Annotated in this window: 15 protein-coding genes and 1 pseudogene; 12 read left to right on the top strand and 4 right to left on the bottom strand. The window is 46.3% G+C overall.

Annotated elements, in window-relative coordinates; translation table 11 throughout:
* Nucleotides 1-5 precede the first annotated feature (5 nt).
* The 7 genes and pseudogenes from HMPREF1536_RS19645 (at nt 6) to HMPREF1536_RS27220 (ending at nt 5,757) form a co-directional block, all read left to right on the top strand.
* Entirely contained in the window at nt 6-2,102 is a 2,097-nt protein-coding gene (locus tag HMPREF1536_RS19645; RefSeq protein WP_157395734.1) for a DUF4906 domain-containing protein, read from the top strand.
* Between the two features lie 44 nt (nt 2,103-2,146).
* Nucleotides 2,147-3,325, top strand: coding sequence for an OmpA family protein (locus tag HMPREF1536_RS19650; protein WP_044193170.1), 1,179 nt, complete (start codon nt 2,147-2,149; stop codon nt 3,323-3,325).
* Nucleotides 3,326-3,378: 53 nt separating this feature from the next.
* Nucleotides 3,379-3,480, top strand: a pseudogene (locus HMPREF1536_RS28250) (HU family DNA-binding protein); the annotation flags it as partial.
* Nucleotides 3,481-3,548: 68 nt separating this feature from the next.
* Nucleotides 3,549-4,043 carry a hypothetical protein gene (locus HMPREF1536_RS19655; protein ID WP_028729443.1) on the top strand — a complete coding sequence of 165 codons (495 nt, stop codon included), beginning with the start codon at nt 3,549-3,551 and terminating at the stop codon, nt 4,041-4,043.
* Nucleotides 4,044-4,229: 186 nt separating this feature from the next.
* Entirely contained in the window at nt 4,230-4,682 is a 453-nt protein-coding gene (locus tag HMPREF1536_RS19660; protein ID WP_028729442.1) for an HU family DNA-binding protein, read from the top strand.
* 21 nt (nt 4,683-4,703) lie between these two features.
* Nucleotides 4,704-4,910, top strand: coding sequence for a hypothetical protein (locus HMPREF1536_RS19665; RefSeq protein WP_028726708.1), 207 nt, complete (start codon nt 4,704-4,706; stop codon nt 4,908-4,910).
* Nucleotides 4,900-5,757, top strand: a complete 858-nt coding sequence (locus tag HMPREF1536_RS27220; protein ID WP_044193168.1) for a D-Ala-D-Ala carboxypeptidase family metallohydrolase — start codon at nt 4,900-4,902, stop codon at nt 5,755-5,757. The genes HMPREF1536_RS19665 and HMPREF1536_RS27220 overlap by 11 nt, the downstream gene beginning before the upstream one ends.
* On the opposite strand, the gene HMPREF1536_RS19675 is transcribed toward HMPREF1536_RS27220, so the two are convergent.
* The 4 genes from HMPREF1536_RS19675 to HMPREF1536_RS19690 all read right to left on the bottom strand — a co-directional run bounded on the left by HMPREF1536_RS19675 (nt 5,750) and on the right by HMPREF1536_RS19690 (nt 7,867).
* Nucleotides 5,750-6,064 (bottom strand): type II toxin-antitoxin system RelE/ParE family toxin, encoded by a 315-nt coding sequence (locus HMPREF1536_RS19675; RefSeq protein WP_028729441.1) that lies wholly within the window; start codon nt 6,062-6,064, stop codon nt 5,750-5,752. The two genes, HMPREF1536_RS27220 and HMPREF1536_RS19675, sit on opposite strands and share 8 nt — an antisense overlap.
* Nucleotides 6,049-6,270, bottom strand: a complete 222-nt coding sequence (locus HMPREF1536_RS19680; protein ID WP_044193166.1) for a hypothetical protein — start codon at nt 6,268-6,270, stop codon at nt 6,049-6,051. The genes HMPREF1536_RS19675 and HMPREF1536_RS19680 overlap by 16 nt, the downstream gene beginning before the upstream one ends.
* Nucleotides 6,271-6,380: 110 nt before the next feature.
* On the bottom strand, nt 6,381-7,205 hold the full coding sequence (locus HMPREF1536_RS19685; RefSeq protein ID WP_028729440.1) for a hypothetical protein: 825 nt from the start codon (nt 7,203-7,205) through the stop codon (nt 6,381-6,383).
* A gap of 101 nt (nt 7,206-7,306) precedes the next feature.
* Nucleotides 7,307-7,867 carry an NUDIX hydrolase gene (locus HMPREF1536_RS19690; RefSeq protein ID WP_028729439.1) on the bottom strand — a complete coding sequence of 187 codons (561 nt, stop codon included), beginning with the start codon at nt 7,865-7,867 and terminating at the stop codon, nt 7,307-7,309.
* 89 nt (nt 7,868-7,956) lie between these two features.
* Between HMPREF1536_RS19690 and sucC the strand changes: the two genes are divergently transcribed.
* From sucC to HMPREF1536_RS19715, 5 genes are read left to right on the top strand one after another with little or no spacing between them, the layout of a single operon-like run.
* Nucleotides 7,957-9,102 (top strand): ADP-forming succinate--CoA ligase subunit beta, encoded by a 1,146-nt coding sequence (gene sucC, locus HMPREF1536_RS19695; protein ID WP_028729438.1) that lies wholly within the window; start codon nt 7,957-7,959, stop codon nt 9,100-9,102.
* 5 nt (nt 9,103-9,107) lie between these two features.
* On the top strand, nt 9,108-9,965 hold the full coding sequence (gene sucD, locus HMPREF1536_RS19700) for a succinate--CoA ligase subunit alpha (protein WP_028729437.1): 858 nt from the start codon (nt 9,108-9,110) through the stop codon (nt 9,963-9,965).
* A gap of 57 nt (nt 9,966-10,022) precedes the next feature.
* Nucleotides 10,023-11,471, top strand: a complete 1,449-nt coding sequence (locus HMPREF1536_RS19705; protein WP_028729436.1) for an SGNH/GDSL hydrolase family protein — start codon at nt 10,023-10,025, stop codon at nt 11,469-11,471.
* Nucleotides 11,446-12,837: a GDSL-type esterase/lipase family protein gene (locus HMPREF1536_RS19710; RefSeq protein WP_044193237.1), complete on the top strand. Its 1,392-nt coding sequence runs from the start codon at nt 11,446-11,448 to the stop codon at nt 12,835-12,837. The genes HMPREF1536_RS19705 and HMPREF1536_RS19710 overlap by 26 nt, the downstream gene beginning before the upstream one ends.
* Entirely contained in the window at nt 12,827-14,356 is a 1,530-nt protein-coding gene (locus tag HMPREF1536_RS19715) for an MBOAT family O-acyltransferase (RefSeq protein WP_028729434.1), read from the top strand. Before HMPREF1536_RS19710 ends, HMPREF1536_RS19715 begins: the two co-directional genes overlap by 11 nt.
* The last annotated feature ends 13 nt before the right edge of the window (nt 14,357-14,369 follow it).

Below are 14,369 nucleotides of genomic sequence, written 5' to 3' on the forward strand. Positions count from 1 at the left end.
TGGATATGAAGAAACATATATTAAATGTTATTCGGAAGTATATGCTTTTGTTACTGTTGCCTTTAATGATGGCTGCGTGTGAGAAAGTAACGAATGTGACAGGGGGGATAAATGAAGATTATGAACCGGTAGGAGTCACTGTTGGTTTGTCTGTTTCCGGTTATAAAAATCAGGAGCGGACTCGGGCTAGTCAGATTCTGCCGGGTGATATGGGGAATGAAGAAAATGCGATTCATAATATAACGGTCTTTCAGTTTGACGGGAATGGAGACGATACGAATCCATTGGTCGTATTACGATATATAAATAGTGGTCTGGATGCTTTGGTACTTGGTCTGATGCAACCTAAATCTGATCCGGATAAGGATCAGTTTCTTTATTTTGTGGCGAATACAGGAGATCAGTTGCAAAATTTCACCGGGGTGTATGGTGATCTGAAACAAAAGTTGATTTCGGTGAATGATGCGGGGATAGCTGACGGAACTATGGTTATGACAGCATCTTTGGTGACAACAATTAATGCGCTTCAACCTATTCAAATTAGCTTCAATCGTAAACTGGCTAAAATAAATGTAACTTGTTCAATCGCTGATGGTGTGAATTTTATACCGGCCCGTGTGCAATTAAGGAACGTCCCCAAGGCGTTAGCCTTGGGCAGTATTTCGTCTATCTATCCAATGGGGGATGCTAATAATTTCCAGAACTATCTCTCTGTTGCTGATAATATAATGGGGGGATATACCTGGTATATGCCTGAAAATCTGAGGGGGATAGGAACGGCTACAGATCATCGGTATAAAACAGCTTCAACGGCCCCTTCCGGACAGGGAGATTATTGTACTTATATAGAATTGAGCGGACTATATCAGGAGAGCGGAACGTCAAAACTGGTTTCTTATAAAGTGTATTTAGGAGGTAACAATACGAATGATTATAATGTTGAAGCTAACCGGATATATAACGTAAACCTATCGGTGAAGGGAGTTAATGAAGTTGATAGCAGACTTACTGTGGTAACATTACCTGAAGCCGAAACTCCTGCAAACTGTTATATGATATTACCGGGAACAACGATGGTGATCGATATGTTGAAACCACCAGGTACAGCAGTACCAGCAAGCGGTGTGGATTATGCAACCCGTGTGGGATCAGCTTCGGCTGGCACTAATAATATCAAAAGTATCGGGATTGTTTGGCAAACGGAAGATACGCCGGATGGTCTGATACAAGATCTCACTTTTCTGGAAGCAACGGGACAAGCAATGTTTAAAGCAACCCCGGGAAATACAGGGAATTTGTTACTCGCAGCTTATAGTGAACCGGAACAGCAAGGAACTATCCTTTGGAGTTGGCATGTCTGGGTGACGGATTACGATCCGGGTATAGGAGATGCAATAGGAGATGTGCCGGGGGGAAAAGTACATAGTATATCTGCAGATGGAGCAGTGTGGATGGATCGTGATTTGGGAGCTCTGACGGCAACTCCAGGAAAGGGTACAACACTTGGTTATGCTTACCAATGGGGTAGAAAAGATCCTTTCCCTATGAGTAGTAATATTTCTACAAGTGTTTTGCGTCCTTTGTATGATGCAAAAGGGAATTATTTACGATCTGGTGTTGCGGTAGAGGAAAGAAATTCTTCTAGCCAGCTTATTGTTGGTCAGTCAATTTCGGAACCTTGGGTTTTTTATACGAATACCGTAACAAATCATGGTACAGGTAGTGGATATTGGTGGGGTGGCAGTTCTATAAATATTTCTTTATGGTCTAATAGTGTAAAAACAATGTATGATCCTTGTCCTGCGGGTTGGAGATTACCTACTGGAACAATCGTAGGTAAAATGACAGGTAATATAATGCAAAGTTGGAGTGGAACAAATTATGGAGCATATTACCGGGGAACTTCTTGGTACCAGTATTACGGCTATCTACTTTATAATACGGGAGCGATTGGAGAATCGGGTCAGACAGGTGTATATTGGTCTTCGGCAGTTCGCCAGATGTATCAATTAGGCCAGAATCATACTAGCATTGGTGGTGGTGCCAGAGATTGTGATTATGGTTTTATTGGTCGTTGCATAAAGGATACAACAGGCTCGTGAATAACAAGAATAGATCGAACAGATTATGATTTAATATATATATAATGAACAAACAACAACTATTACAAGGTGGCTTGGGTATTACTCTCTTGCTAACCTCTTGCGGTAGTCCTCAGCAAATGGTTTCTGAGGATATAATATCCGATCAGGTAATCATCCCTCTTGAACAGGAAACATCGAAGCCTAAACCAACTAACCCCGATATACGGAATGTGCAAATCCCGTTAATGCGGGTCAATGCCGCTTCGGTCTATCGTGAAATGCTGGTTTATACCGATCCGGAAGAAGAAAATGCTTCGCGTAGTATAGCCGGACATCTGACCGCTTTTATCGACTATCCGGCAGGTAGCGTCACGCTAAATCCCAAATACGGGAATAACCGTGCCGAACTGGAAAAATTGAGCGACCGCCTTCGTCCGCTGCTGGCTTCCCCGAAGGGTCTGCGAATCAAACTGACCGGCTATGCGTCACCGGATGGCAGTACGAAAGAGAATGAACAACTGGCCGGTAACCGTACGATCCAGTTTAAAAACTATCTGCTGAAGCAGTATAAACTCCCCAATGACGGCACTGTGTCGGTCGACTGGGCCGGTGAAGACTGGGAGGGCTTGCGGCGGGAGGTGGTTGCATCGGGCAAAGCGTATACCCGTCAGGTGCTTGCTATTCTGGATGCAACGGCCGATGCCGACAACCGTCGCAAGCAATTGCGCGACCTGGATAAAGGTGCCGTCTACAAAGATTTGGAGAAAACATTCTTTGCCCGCCTGCGCCGTATCGAGTTAGCCGTAACGGGTGAAACGCCGGCTGCAAAAGCCTTCGAACAAGGCTCGACGGAATTAGACGAACTGGCCACCCGGGTGTACACTGCGCCAAAAACGTTGTCGCTACCGGAGTTGCTGCGGATCGCGGCGATATACCGTCCGGGAACGGAGCAATACCGTGAAGTATATGAACTGATGGCGTTTCGTTTCCCCGATTGCCGTGTGGCGCAACTGAATGCGATGGCGGCGGCGTTGTCGTTGGGAGACAAGGAGTCGGCCCATATTTTCGGACAGCGTTGCGCAGACGATCCCCGTTCGTATATCAATCAGGGCGTTTTGCTGCTGATGGATGGCGATGCAAACAGTGCCTGCGATTATTTCCGCAAAGCCATGCCCGAAAACCCGCGTCAGGCAAGGGAGAATCTGAAAGTAGCTTATGAACTGATGGGAGATAAGCGATGAACAAAAATGAACTGGCCAGTGCCATCAAGCAGGCACGCGGCTGTACTCAGGGTCGTAATCCTCGAACAGGAGAACTCGTCTTTATCCATCCACGCACCAGCGTCAAATTCCATCCCGGAAAATTCTTACTGGAAGCATTGAATAAACAGGAATGACACAATAATCGTACATAGTAGCGGGGGCAGGTCAGGGAATTTCTCCTACCTGCTAAACGCTATATATAATGTACGAAGAATTAAGAGCATTGTTCGGAAAGGAAAATCCTTCCGTCAATAAGTTTGAAACTATCCTGAGTGATTTACCCCCTGTCAGACGTTTTTATTATTATCGCCTTGCCTACAAGGTTGCCCTTTGCGAATGGGAATACCTGACTGTGCGTTACCAGATTTTCCTCACTCGTCTTTTTACCCGTAATTGGCAACGAACGCTCGACCATCTGCTGGAAAACACCGTACTCGGTACCTTGCAGTTCGATCTTCAGGCACCGGAGATCATCTTGCGCTTTATCGGCCAGATGGAAAGCCGCAAGCCTGACTACAAACCCTCTTTTGTGCATCTGGCTTTCTCTCTCCAGTTGGCCTTCGGTTATAATAACACTGTGGAGTCTTTCGGTGACAAACTGCGTAAGAGGTCTCTTACATCCGAAGACCTTCGGATGCTAAATGACAAAACATTGATAACCAACGAGCCGGGTACACGCGAACCTTGTATAAAATAAGTGTAAATTGCCGGGAGGAGGATTCAGGTAATAAGATCACGATTACTAATCCTCTTCTTCTGCTACGCTGTTTGCGTAACGTAAGTTGTGCATAACCGTCATTATTACGGCAGAAAGGTGTCTTATCCGTTATCCTATATTTGTTTTGTGTTTCAATAATGGGTATTAACTAATACATTATTTATTATGGCAATGAAGTTTAAGTTGGTAACAAGAAAGAACATGGGGCCGGACAAAGAAGAAGTACCGGAGAAAATCTATGCACAGATGGTGTGTGGCGATTATGTCCCTTTTGAAGAGTTTATTGAGGAAATAGCCGATAGTTCGGGTGTAGGCAGTGCCGGGGTAAAAGCAGTGATCGACCGTTCGGTTGTTATTTTGGTTCGCCATTTGCAGCATGGACGAAGGGTACATTTCGGGGATCTCGGTCATTTCCGGTATAACTTCGGTTCGGAGGGCGTGACGGATGAAAAGAGTTTTACTACGAGTATGATCCGCGAGCCGAAAGTTCGTTTCTTCCCGGGCAAGGAATTGCGTGTAGCCAAAAGTCGTACGAGCTTCGAAAAAGTTTCGTTGGATAAAAAGGACGAAACAGAAGGTGGCGGTGAAGGAGAAGACGACAGACCGGTCATTGAGTAATTGACAATTAAAAAGAAAGTCATGAAACGGTTGACGGTTCAGTTGATTATTGCAATCCTGCTCACATTGAGCGGGATTGTTCTTCTCTTCAGCGGATTCTGGATCGATCCGCAGGGATTGATCGATAACAGCGTATTGGTGGCTTTCGGTGAGATCAGTACGTTTGCGGGTGCCCTTTTCGGGGTTGATTATACCTATAAATTTAAAATCAATGACAATGGAAAGTAGAAGTAAAAAGATCGGGTTAAGTGAACATTTTACGCTGGAAGAGCTTACGTATAGCCGTACCGCAGTAGAGAATGCAATAGCCAATGAACCGCCTGCTCAGGCAAGGGCTTCGTTGCAACATCTGGTAAATTGTCTACTGGAACCGTTGCGACAATTATATAAGAAGCCGATCGCCATCCTGAGCGGTTACCGGAATAAAGAGGTGAACCGTTTGGTGGGCGGTGTGGCTACGAGCCAGCATGTAAAGGGGGAGGCAGCCGATTGTTATACTCCCGAAGGCCCGGAGAAGTTGCTGGAACTGTTGATGCGGTCGGGCTTACCTTTCGACCAGGCGATTTTATACAAACACCGCCGTTTCCTGCATCTGTCATTGAAGCAATCCGGCAGGAACCGGATGCAGGTGCTTGTTTATATGCTCTGTATTGCCTGTTTATTCTTTAGCTGTGGTATGAAAAAAACTGTGCGCCGGCAGGAAAATGCAAATCGGAACGAGTCAGTCAGAATAGACCGTAACGACAGCTTGTTATTACAAAGTCGCTCTATCCTGAACGACTCCTTATCGTGGGAACTAAAACAGGTCATTTTCCTTCCACCAGACAGTTCGGGCAGGCAACCCCTGCAAAGCCTTACCGTAGCCCGCCTGCAACAGGTTAGCAGCAGTATCGACAGCCTGGCCTCTACCTCTGCAACGCAACAATCCTATACCGCCAGAACAGTGGAACAAATACAAAAACAGGAAATCCATCACACCAGTAACTACCGTATTCTGATCTTAACCATAGCTGGGTTTTGCTTCTTTATAGGAGGGATGATCTATATTAGAAAGAAAAGAGTAGAACTTACTTGATGGAATATTTTAGATATTCAGGATCCCTTCGTATATCCCAAACCGCTGTGATACGTACATTATTTCCTTCTATATAATATATAAGTTTGAAGTGTTTCTCAACGACCAGCGAATGATATTCTTTTTCTCTATTGGCTAAAAGAGGTTCTACCGGTCCTGCATATGCAAATATCTTAAGAGGATCGGCGGACTCTAATAGACGGTTCCATATATCATTAGCCACCTGCTCGCTTTTGGATAGATAAAATTGATAGATATCCTCCAGGTCGAGTTGTGCAATAGGCATCCATTTTACGATATATTCCATCGATTATATTTTTTACGGAGTTCCTCTGTAGTCAATCCTAAACCTTGACGAGCTTCTTCTTCTGCCTGATCCAGGCGTTTATTCAGTTCTTCAAGAGTATATTGACAGGGAGGACGCTGGATCTCTGTATTGAATCCGTATGCAGCCTGGGGCTCATTTACATTTTGCGAAGTTTCTTCCGGTAATGGATATTCTTTTTTTGTCATGGTTGGTTATTCTTTTTTAATTATACTGCAAATGTAATGAATTCCTTATAATTAAAGGGAGATAATTAAATATTTCTTTGAAATAGGTATATAATAGGACATCGTTGGAGTCAATGCAGTTTTATATACCCTAATTTCGTATACCGTATATTTCGGGAGGTATAATGTTTGATTACTTTGGCTGAGCGGATATGCATTTTTTCCCCGATCTGATACGGATGGTCGGCGTTGCTTAATTTGCCGCTTTCCAGACTGCGGTCGGTTGCACGGATGGTGAAGAAAAACAGGTTGCCTGCTTCGTCCGAAGCAACGATTTTCTGGTCGGCGTAAAAATGGGTGGTTCCCCGGATAGTACGGGTCTTATATGGATTATCTTCCACTTTGACCCGCAGTATGGAAAGATGCAGGTCACTAAGTTTTTCGTCTATTACTCCGACAAATCGACTAACGGGTACTTTGTGCATACGGGAAGTATATAGATCCTGATGAACCCATGCATAGGTTGCCGCCAGTTCCTTAAAACGCCTTTCACTTTGTACACGCGCTTCATATTTGTTGGCAATCCATGCCACATACTTAGGGTCGATCGTCACGATCTGATATAAACGGTATCCGCGATATTTGCCGAAAGTGATAACGTCGTCGGCATTGTGGGATATGGAGTCGATACGGGGGGTAATGTTCAGCCTGGCGAAGGAGTTGGCTACGGCCTTCATCGCTTTTTCTACTGAGTTGATCGCATTGACATCCAATGTCGAAAGGAAAACATTCGGATGATATTCAGCACCCGGGTTATAGAACCAAAGCGTATAATAAGCGGTCTTTTCATTAGGCAAAAGAATATAGTACACGCCTTTGTCAGCATTTCTTCCTTCGTTAAACTCTTTCAGTTTATCCAGGACAAATTGTTCGATATAGTCTGAAATGTTACTCATAACTCATCCTCCTCATATTCTTCCTTAACAAATATATGAAAAGAGGATGAATTATCCTAATCAAATTGTGATTATTAACGGGGAAGTCTGCATCTCCCAGTCTATACCAGATGGTTTAAAGCCAGATATTTCCAGAGTGGAGCGGCATGTAATGCCTGTTTTATCTGGTCGGTTTTCAGCAGTTCGATCACTTCTTCGAGTGTAAGGATATGGACGGCCAGATCTTCCGTATCTTCCAGGTGTTGATTGCTGACTTGCTCGACATCTGTCGCCAGGAAACAATGAGTCAGATTGGTATGAGTACTGGGATTCACGGAAATTGTCATGATCTTTTTCCATTCACCTTTGCCGAAACCGGTTTCTTCCAGTAATTCCCGCTGGGCGGAAACGAGTGGCGTACCGTCTTCTTTTTCGCAAACACCGGCACAAAGTTCATAAGATGTTTCTCCCAAACCGTGGCGGTACTGGCTGATAAAAACAAACTTTTTATCTTTCGTAATGGCGATTATATTGATCCATTCCGGGTATTCGAAAACAAAATATTCCGGGATCTGGTTGCCATTGGGCAGTTCAACCCGTTCACTTCGTACGGTCAGCCACGGTTTATGGTGGAGATAAGTACTTTCAAGCACTTTCCATTTTCTGTCTTTCAAGTCTTCCATAATTCTTGTATCGTGTTAATTGATTATTTAAACTAACGGTCGTCCCGATTGTTTATTATATAAGTAGGAACCACTAAATTTATTATCCGATGAAGATACACGAATTTCAGGCAAAAAAACTCTTTTCAGATTATGGGATACCGGTCGAGCGGCATATTTTATGTAGTACGCCGGAGGAGGTTGTGGCTGCCTTCAGTCAGTTGGGGAATGAAAAAGTAGCAATCAAAGCACAGGTGCTGACCGGGGGAAGAGGTAAAGCCGGCGGTGTGAAGCTGGCTGGGAATGCCGAAGAAGCCTTGCAGCATGCCGAAAGTATTTTGGGCATGACTATTAAAGATTATCCCGTCACCCGGGTAATTGTCAGCGAAGCGGTGAATATCCATCTGGAGTATTATATCAGTTTTGTGATCGACCGTAATTCCCGCTCGGTCGTCCTGATGATGAGTGCCGAAGGGGGAATGGACATTGAAGAAGTGGCACACCGCGCACCCGAAAAGATTTTCCATTTCCGGATCGATCCGTTGATCGGAATTCCTGATTATCTGGCGCGGCGTTATGCTTTTACCCTGTTTGATAAAACTTCCCAGGTCAATCAACTGGCCGGGATTATACAGAATATGTACCGGCTTTTTATAGAGAAAGATGCTTCCCTGGTGGAGATAAACCCACTGGTTATGACACGGGAAGGTGTCTTGATCGCGATCGATGCCAAGATGACTTTCGATGACAATGCGTTGTATCGGCAGCCTCGTGTCTTTTCCCTTTTTGAACCTACCGAGGAAGAAAAGATAGAAGCCCGGGCAAAGGAAAGCGGTTTCAGTTACGTGCACATGGGCGGTGAGATCGGCTGTATGGTTAACGGGGCGGGTCTGGCTATGGCTACAATGGATATGATCAAACTATATGGCGGCGATCCGGCTAATTTCCTGGATATCGGCGGTAGCTCCAATCCGGAAAAAGTAATCGAAGCGATGAAGTTGCTGCTGAAAGATCCGAAAGTAAAGGTGGTGCTGATTAATATATTCGGTGGGATTACCCGCTGCGATGATGTGGCTTACGGCCTGCTGAAAGCTTTCGAGCAGATAAACAATGATATTCCCGTTATTGTCCGGCTGACCGGGACAAATGAGAAAGAGGGGCGCGATCTGTTGCGCAATACCCGTTTTAAAGTGGCCGAAACGATGGGTGAAGCAACCCTGATGGCCGTAGAATTATCACAAAACAGCAAAAAATAGTCATCATGAGCATACTGATCAATAAATCTACCCGTCTGATCGTACAGGGAATCACCGGACGCGACGGGCTTTTCCATGCACTGAAAATGAAAGAATATGGAACTAACGTCGTAGGTGGAACTTCGCCGGGCAAAGGCGGAACCGAGATCGATCATATTCCGGTATTCAACACGATGTACGACGCCGTGCAGCAAACGCAGGCAAATACCTCTATTATATTTGTTCCCGCCCGTTTTGCTGCCGATGCCATCATGGAGGCGGCCGATGCGGGTATCGGGCTGATTGTCTGTATCACTGAAGGAGTTCCGACAGTCGATGTGATCAAAGCCTACCGGTTCGTGCAGATGAAGGGTGCGAAGCTGATCGGGCCGAATTGTCCCGGATTGGTCTCTCCGGGCGAAAGCCTTGTCGGTATCCTTCCCGGTAAAGTGTTTATGAAAGGACACACCGGCGTGTTAAGCAGGAGCGGAACACTTACCTATGAAGTGGTTTATCATCTGACAGCCAATGGGATGGGACAATCTACCGCCGTAGGGATGGGGGGCGATCCTGTGGTCGGCCTTTACTTCCGCGAACTGCTGGCAATGTTTGAGAATGATCCGGATACGCATTCTATCGTGATGATCGGCGAGATAGGCGGTAACGCGGAAGAACTGGCGGCCGAATATATCCGTGAGCATGTAACGAAACCGGTTGTCGGATTTATTGCCGGACAGTCGGCCCCGCCGGGTAAACAGATGGGGCATGCCGGAGCTATTATCTCCGGAGGAACGGGTACGGCCGTTGAAAAGATCCGGGCGATGGAAGAAGCGGGTATACGGGTTGCTTGTGAGCCGTCTGAAATACCGAAGCTATTTTTATAACTATACATGAACATAACAACTTTATCCCTATCTTTGCACCTTCGTAAGATTGAGTAAATGAATAAAGAGGATAATTTCGGCAGATTACTGGTGTTATTACTTATCACGTTTTGTATCTGCCTGGGACTGTATTATCTGCCGGATCAGTTGTTCGGACAGAAAATAAAAAAGGTTGACTTACTTTCGGATTTACGGGTAAAGACGCAATCGTTGTCGATGGACTCCCTGCGCAGGCAGCTTGAACAGCCGGATACGTTGCAAATAGACTCGGTTGCTTTGCGCGATTCGATCATCCGCTCTACGGGGATCGATTCTGCGGCACTGGCTTTGCGTGATTCTCTGTACAATGTAATGTACTCCGTTCAGGGGGCTGACTCGCTCGGTACCCACATTGAAGACTATTCGGTCGGACATATCGGATTGAAACGTTTCTTTGCCGCACTAAAGAAAGGCAAGGAGTTGAAGCGGCCGGTTCGTGTGGCCTTCCTTGGCGACTCGTTTATCGAAGGGGATATCGTGGTTGCAGACTTGCGCTCGGCTTTACAGAAGGAGTTTGGCGGACGCGGGGTCGGATTCGTTCCGATTGCTTCCGTGGCATCACAATTCCGTCCTACGGTCGAACAGTGGTCGGAGGGATGGCATACCTGGTCGATGCTGACCGATCATGACCACGGCTATACGCTTTCGGGCATGATGTTCGAGCCGAAAGGTGAAAAGGCTTCCGTTTCGGTAAAGACGACGAACCGTTATCCGGAATTACAGACCGTTTCTTCCCTGAAATTCCTATATGAACAGAACACGGGAACCCGTATGAAACTGTTCTGCAACGGCGAACCCGATACGATCAATGAACTACTTCCCGTTACCACTGAAATAACCCAGTACGAAAGGAAAGGTACATTTACCGAAGCTTCTTTTTCGTTTACGGAAACGGACGGTTTCCGGGCTTTAGGTCTTGCCTTGGAAGATAATTCGGGCATTGTGGTAGATAACTATTCTTTGCGAGGTAATTCCGGTATGATCCTTACCCGTCTGGACAGCGCACGCTGCCGGAGTCTGAGCAAGGTGCGTCCGTATGACCTGATCATTCTCCAGTATGGGCTGAATGTGGTGAGCGACAGTGTGCTGCATTATGGATGGTATAGTAACCGGATGGTTGAAGCTGTCCGTCGTGTGCAGGTTTGTTTCCCGGAAGCAGACGTTTTGCTGCTGGGCGTTTCCGATCGCAGCCATCAGGAAGACGGCGAGTTTGAGACGATGCCTGCCGTCTTGGCGTTGCTTCATACGCAAAGACAGATCGCCCGTAAAGCGGGTATTCCGTTCTGGAATACATTTGGCGGAATGGGAGGCGAGAACAGTATGGTTCGCTTCGTGGAGAATAATTGGGCCAGCAAGGATTATACGCATCTTAGTTTCCGTGGCGGACGCGAAATCGCGACTGCGTTATTTAAAGCATTATTATTAGAAAAGGAGTTTTATGATGAAGCAGACAAAGTGGTTAATTAACTTGTCGGTCTTATTGGCGCTGATAGCGATTACCGTAGGGGCGAAGAACCTTTCGCCTTCCCGTTCGTCGGTTCGGGATGCGGGTATAGCTATGCAAGATACGCTGATCGCGCCGGATACTGTCGCTTTGCCATCTCTTTCCTATAAGATCGGTGCTGTTGTCGACTCGATCCTGTTGCCGGTTTCAGACAGCGGCGTGAAACAGTATGCTCCTTTACAGGACTTTTTTGCGGCACTCGATTCGTTACGTGCCGGGAAAGATACGGTCGTGACCATCGTTCAACTGGGCGACTCGCATATTCAGGCCGGTCATTACAGCGGACGCATGATGCGTCTCCTGCAGCAACAGTTCGGGAATGCCGGACGGGGTTGGATTGCCCCTTTCAAACTGAGCAAGAGCAATGAGCCGGACGATTATTTTATATCTTCTGTTGCCAAAGAATGGGTTGCCGGACGTTGTATCCAGAATAACCGGAAGGCACCGATCGGGCCGGGAGGGATCGGTATCCAGTCCGTATCGCCTTCTATCAACTTCGATATCAGCATGGCACCGAACAACGGGGCCGGGTATTCTTTTAACCAGGTGGTCATTTACCGGGGGGAGAAGTCTATGCCGATGCTTCCTGCCGGAAAACTGAAAGATTCGGTCAGGACGACATTAAGCACAACCTCCTGTGCGCCGGGTGTCATAGCCGACACCTTCCGTATCTTTTGCCTGGCAGATACATTGCAGCTGCACAGTACCCGCCGGAAACAAGGGACGGACAACCTGCTGCCTGCCTCTTCTTTTAAGAATGTGTATTACGGTTTCAATCTGACGAATGGCCAACCGGGTATTTTATACCATTCGGTGGGAGTGAACGGAGCCATGTATGTGAACTACACGGACGAGAACTATGTCCGCCAGCTGGCTTTGCTGAATCCGTCGTTGCTGATCATTTCGCTGGGAACCAATGAAACGTTCGGCAGACGTTTTACCCGTGGCGAGTTTGCCGGACAAATTGAAGCATTTATTTCTTTGGTAAAAAAACAGATGCCGCATACCGCCATTCTGCTTACAACGCCTCCCGAATGCTATAAGCGGGTGACTGTAAATAGGAAACGGACGTATGTGCGCAACGAAAATACGGAACGTGCCGCAAAAGCTATTACAGAAATAGCCCATCGCGAAGGCCTGGCCTGCTGGGATTTATTTGCAGCGACAGGCGGAAAGAGTTCGAGTGCCAAATGGCATAAGGCGGGACTGATGGGTAGAGACCGCGTTCATTTTACTAAAGAAGGCTATCAGGAACAGGGACTTTTATTGTACCGTGCCCTGATGCAAACTTATAACCGATATATTACAGGCAACAACGATGTTCGATAATCTGGATTTCTCAAAACTGGGCGAGATACTGACCTATCACCGTCTTTCACCGATACTGTTCAGCAGCGGGCTGTTCTTCTTTCTTTTTATTGGCTTCCTGATCATTTATATGTCGCTCAGGAAACATTTGCTGGCTCGTATTATTTATGTAACGCTGTTCTCCCTTTATTTCTATTATAAGAGTAGCGGGTTCTGGTTTTTCCTGCTGCTGTTTACTGCTACGTCAGATTTCTGTATCGCGCAGGGCATATACCATACTGCTGCCAGGTGGAAACGTAAGTTGTTGGTTGTCCTTAGTTTGTGTATCAATCTGGGGCTATTGGGGTATTTCAAGTATTTCAATTTCCTGCTTGAGATCATTGCTACCGTTACCCGGGAGTTTGGCTATCAGTTTGGGAATACCTCTATGCAGAGTGTTACGTATCAGCCTATGGATATTTTCCTGCCTGTCGGTATTTCTTTCTTTACGTTCCAGACAATCAGTTATGTTATCGATGTGTACCGGGGAAAAATAACCCCACTGACGCGCTGGGTCGATTATGTGTTCTATGTATCATTCTTCCCGCAGTTGGTGGCCGGGCCGATCGTCCGTGCCCGCGACTTTATCCCGCAGATATACAAGAATCCAACCGTTACCCGTTCTGAATTCGGGGAGGGGCTGTTTCTGGTATTGTGCGGGTTGTTCAAGAAAACGGTGATCTCCGATTATATCAGCCTGAATTTTGTAGACCGTATCTTCGATGCCCCGTTGCTTTATACCGGGGTAGAAAACCTGTTAGGCGTTTATGGTTATGCGCTGCAGATCTATTGCGATTTCTCCGGATATTCGGATATGGCCATCGGTATCGCCTTGTTGCTGGGCTTCCGTTTCAATATAAACTTCGATTCTCCTTATCAGTCTGCTACGATTACGGAGTTCTGGCGGCGCTGGCATATCTCTTTATCTTCCTGGCTGAAGGACTATTTGTATATATCGCTGGGAGGTAACCGGAAAGGCAAGATTCGTACTTATATAAACCTGATGATCACGATGTTGCTCGGTGGTTTATGGCATGGTGCTTCCATGAGCTTTATCATTTGGGGGGCCATACATGGGGTGGCGCTGGCTATCCATAAGTTTATTATGGGACGATTCAGTAGTTTCAAGCAATTAGGCTCGGAGATGAAGCCCTGGCGCAGAGTTTTAGGAATACTGATTACTTTCCATCTGGTTTGCTTCGGTTGGATCTTTTTCCGCGCCGACTCCATGCAGACGGTGAAGGAGATGCTGACGCAGATATTTACCAACTTCCATCCGGAAGTGTTCACACAGTTCGTTACAGGATATAAAGGTGTCTTTACGCTGATGGTGGTCGGTTATGTGCTTCACTTTATGCCTAAGTCGGCAGAGAATGCGGTGCAGGGTGTAGTAACCCGTTCACCTCTGTTGGTACAGGCTGTTATTCTGGCGATCATGGTCTTTGTCGTCGTGCAGTTCAAGAGTGCCGGCGTACAGCCGTTTATCTATTTCCAATTCTGATAATCGTTAAACA

The sequence above is a fragment of the Parabacteroides gordonii MS-1 = DSM 23371 genome, from assembly GCF_000969825.1.
Taxonomy (GTDB): domain Bacteria; phylum Bacteroidota; class Bacteroidia; order Bacteroidales; family Tannerellaceae; genus Parabacteroides; species Parabacteroides gordonii.

What these genes read in the sequence shown, in the direction of transcription:
- HMPREF1536_RS19645 (WP_157395734.1), top strand. Translation starts at nt 6, where the DNA reads ATGAAGAAACATATATTAAATGTTATTCGGAAGTATATGCTTTTGTTA.
- HMPREF1536_RS19650 (WP_044193170.1), top strand. Translation starts at nt 2,147, where the DNA reads ATGAACAAACAACAACTATTACAAGGTGGCTTGGGTATTACTCTCTTG.
- HMPREF1536_RS19655 (WP_028729443.1), top strand. Translation starts at nt 3,549, where the DNA reads ATGTACGAAGAATTAAGAGCATTGTTCGGAAAGGAAAATCCTTCCGTC.
- HMPREF1536_RS19660 (WP_028729442.1), top strand. Translation starts at nt 4,230, where the DNA reads ATGGCAATGAAGTTTAAGTTGGTAACAAGAAAGAACATGGGGCCGGAC.
- HMPREF1536_RS19665 (WP_028726708.1), top strand. Translation starts at nt 4,704, where the DNA reads ATGAAACGGTTGACGGTTCAGTTGATTATTGCAATCCTGCTCACATTG.
- HMPREF1536_RS27220 (WP_044193168.1), top strand. Translation starts at nt 4,900, where the DNA reads ATGGAAAGTAGAAGTAAAAAGATCGGGTTAAGTGAACATTTTACGCTG.
- HMPREF1536_RS19675 (WP_028729441.1), bottom strand. Translation starts at nt 6,064, where the DNA reads ATGGAATATATCGTAAAATGGATGCCTATTGCACAACTCGACCTGGAG.
- HMPREF1536_RS19680 (WP_044193166.1), bottom strand. Translation starts at nt 6,270, where the DNA reads ATGACAAAAAAAGAATATCCATTACCGGAAGAAACTTCGCAAAATGTA.
- HMPREF1536_RS19685 (WP_028729440.1), bottom strand. Translation starts at nt 7,205, where the DNA reads ATGAGTAACATTTCAGACTATATCGAACAATTTGTCCTGGATAAACTG.
- HMPREF1536_RS19690 (WP_028729439.1), bottom strand. Translation starts at nt 7,867, where the DNA reads ATGGAAGACTTGAAAGACAGAAAATGGAAAGTGCTTGAAAGTACTTAT.
- sucC (WP_028729438.1), top strand. Translation starts at nt 7,957, where the DNA reads ATGAAGATACACGAATTTCAGGCAAAAAAACTCTTTTCAGATTATGGG.
- sucD (WP_028729437.1), top strand. Translation starts at nt 9,108, where the DNA reads ATGAGCATACTGATCAATAAATCTACCCGTCTGATCGTACAGGGAATC.
- HMPREF1536_RS19705 (WP_028729436.1), top strand. Translation starts at nt 10,023, where the DNA reads ATGAATAAAGAGGATAATTTCGGCAGATTACTGGTGTTATTACTTATC.
- HMPREF1536_RS19710 (WP_044193237.1), top strand. Translation starts at nt 11,446, where the DNA reads ATGAAGCAGACAAAGTGGTTAATTAACTTGTCGGTCTTATTGGCGCTG.
- HMPREF1536_RS19715 (WP_028729434.1), top strand. Translation starts at nt 12,827, where the DNA reads ATGTTCGATAATCTGGATTTCTCAAAACTGGGCGAGATACTGACCTAT.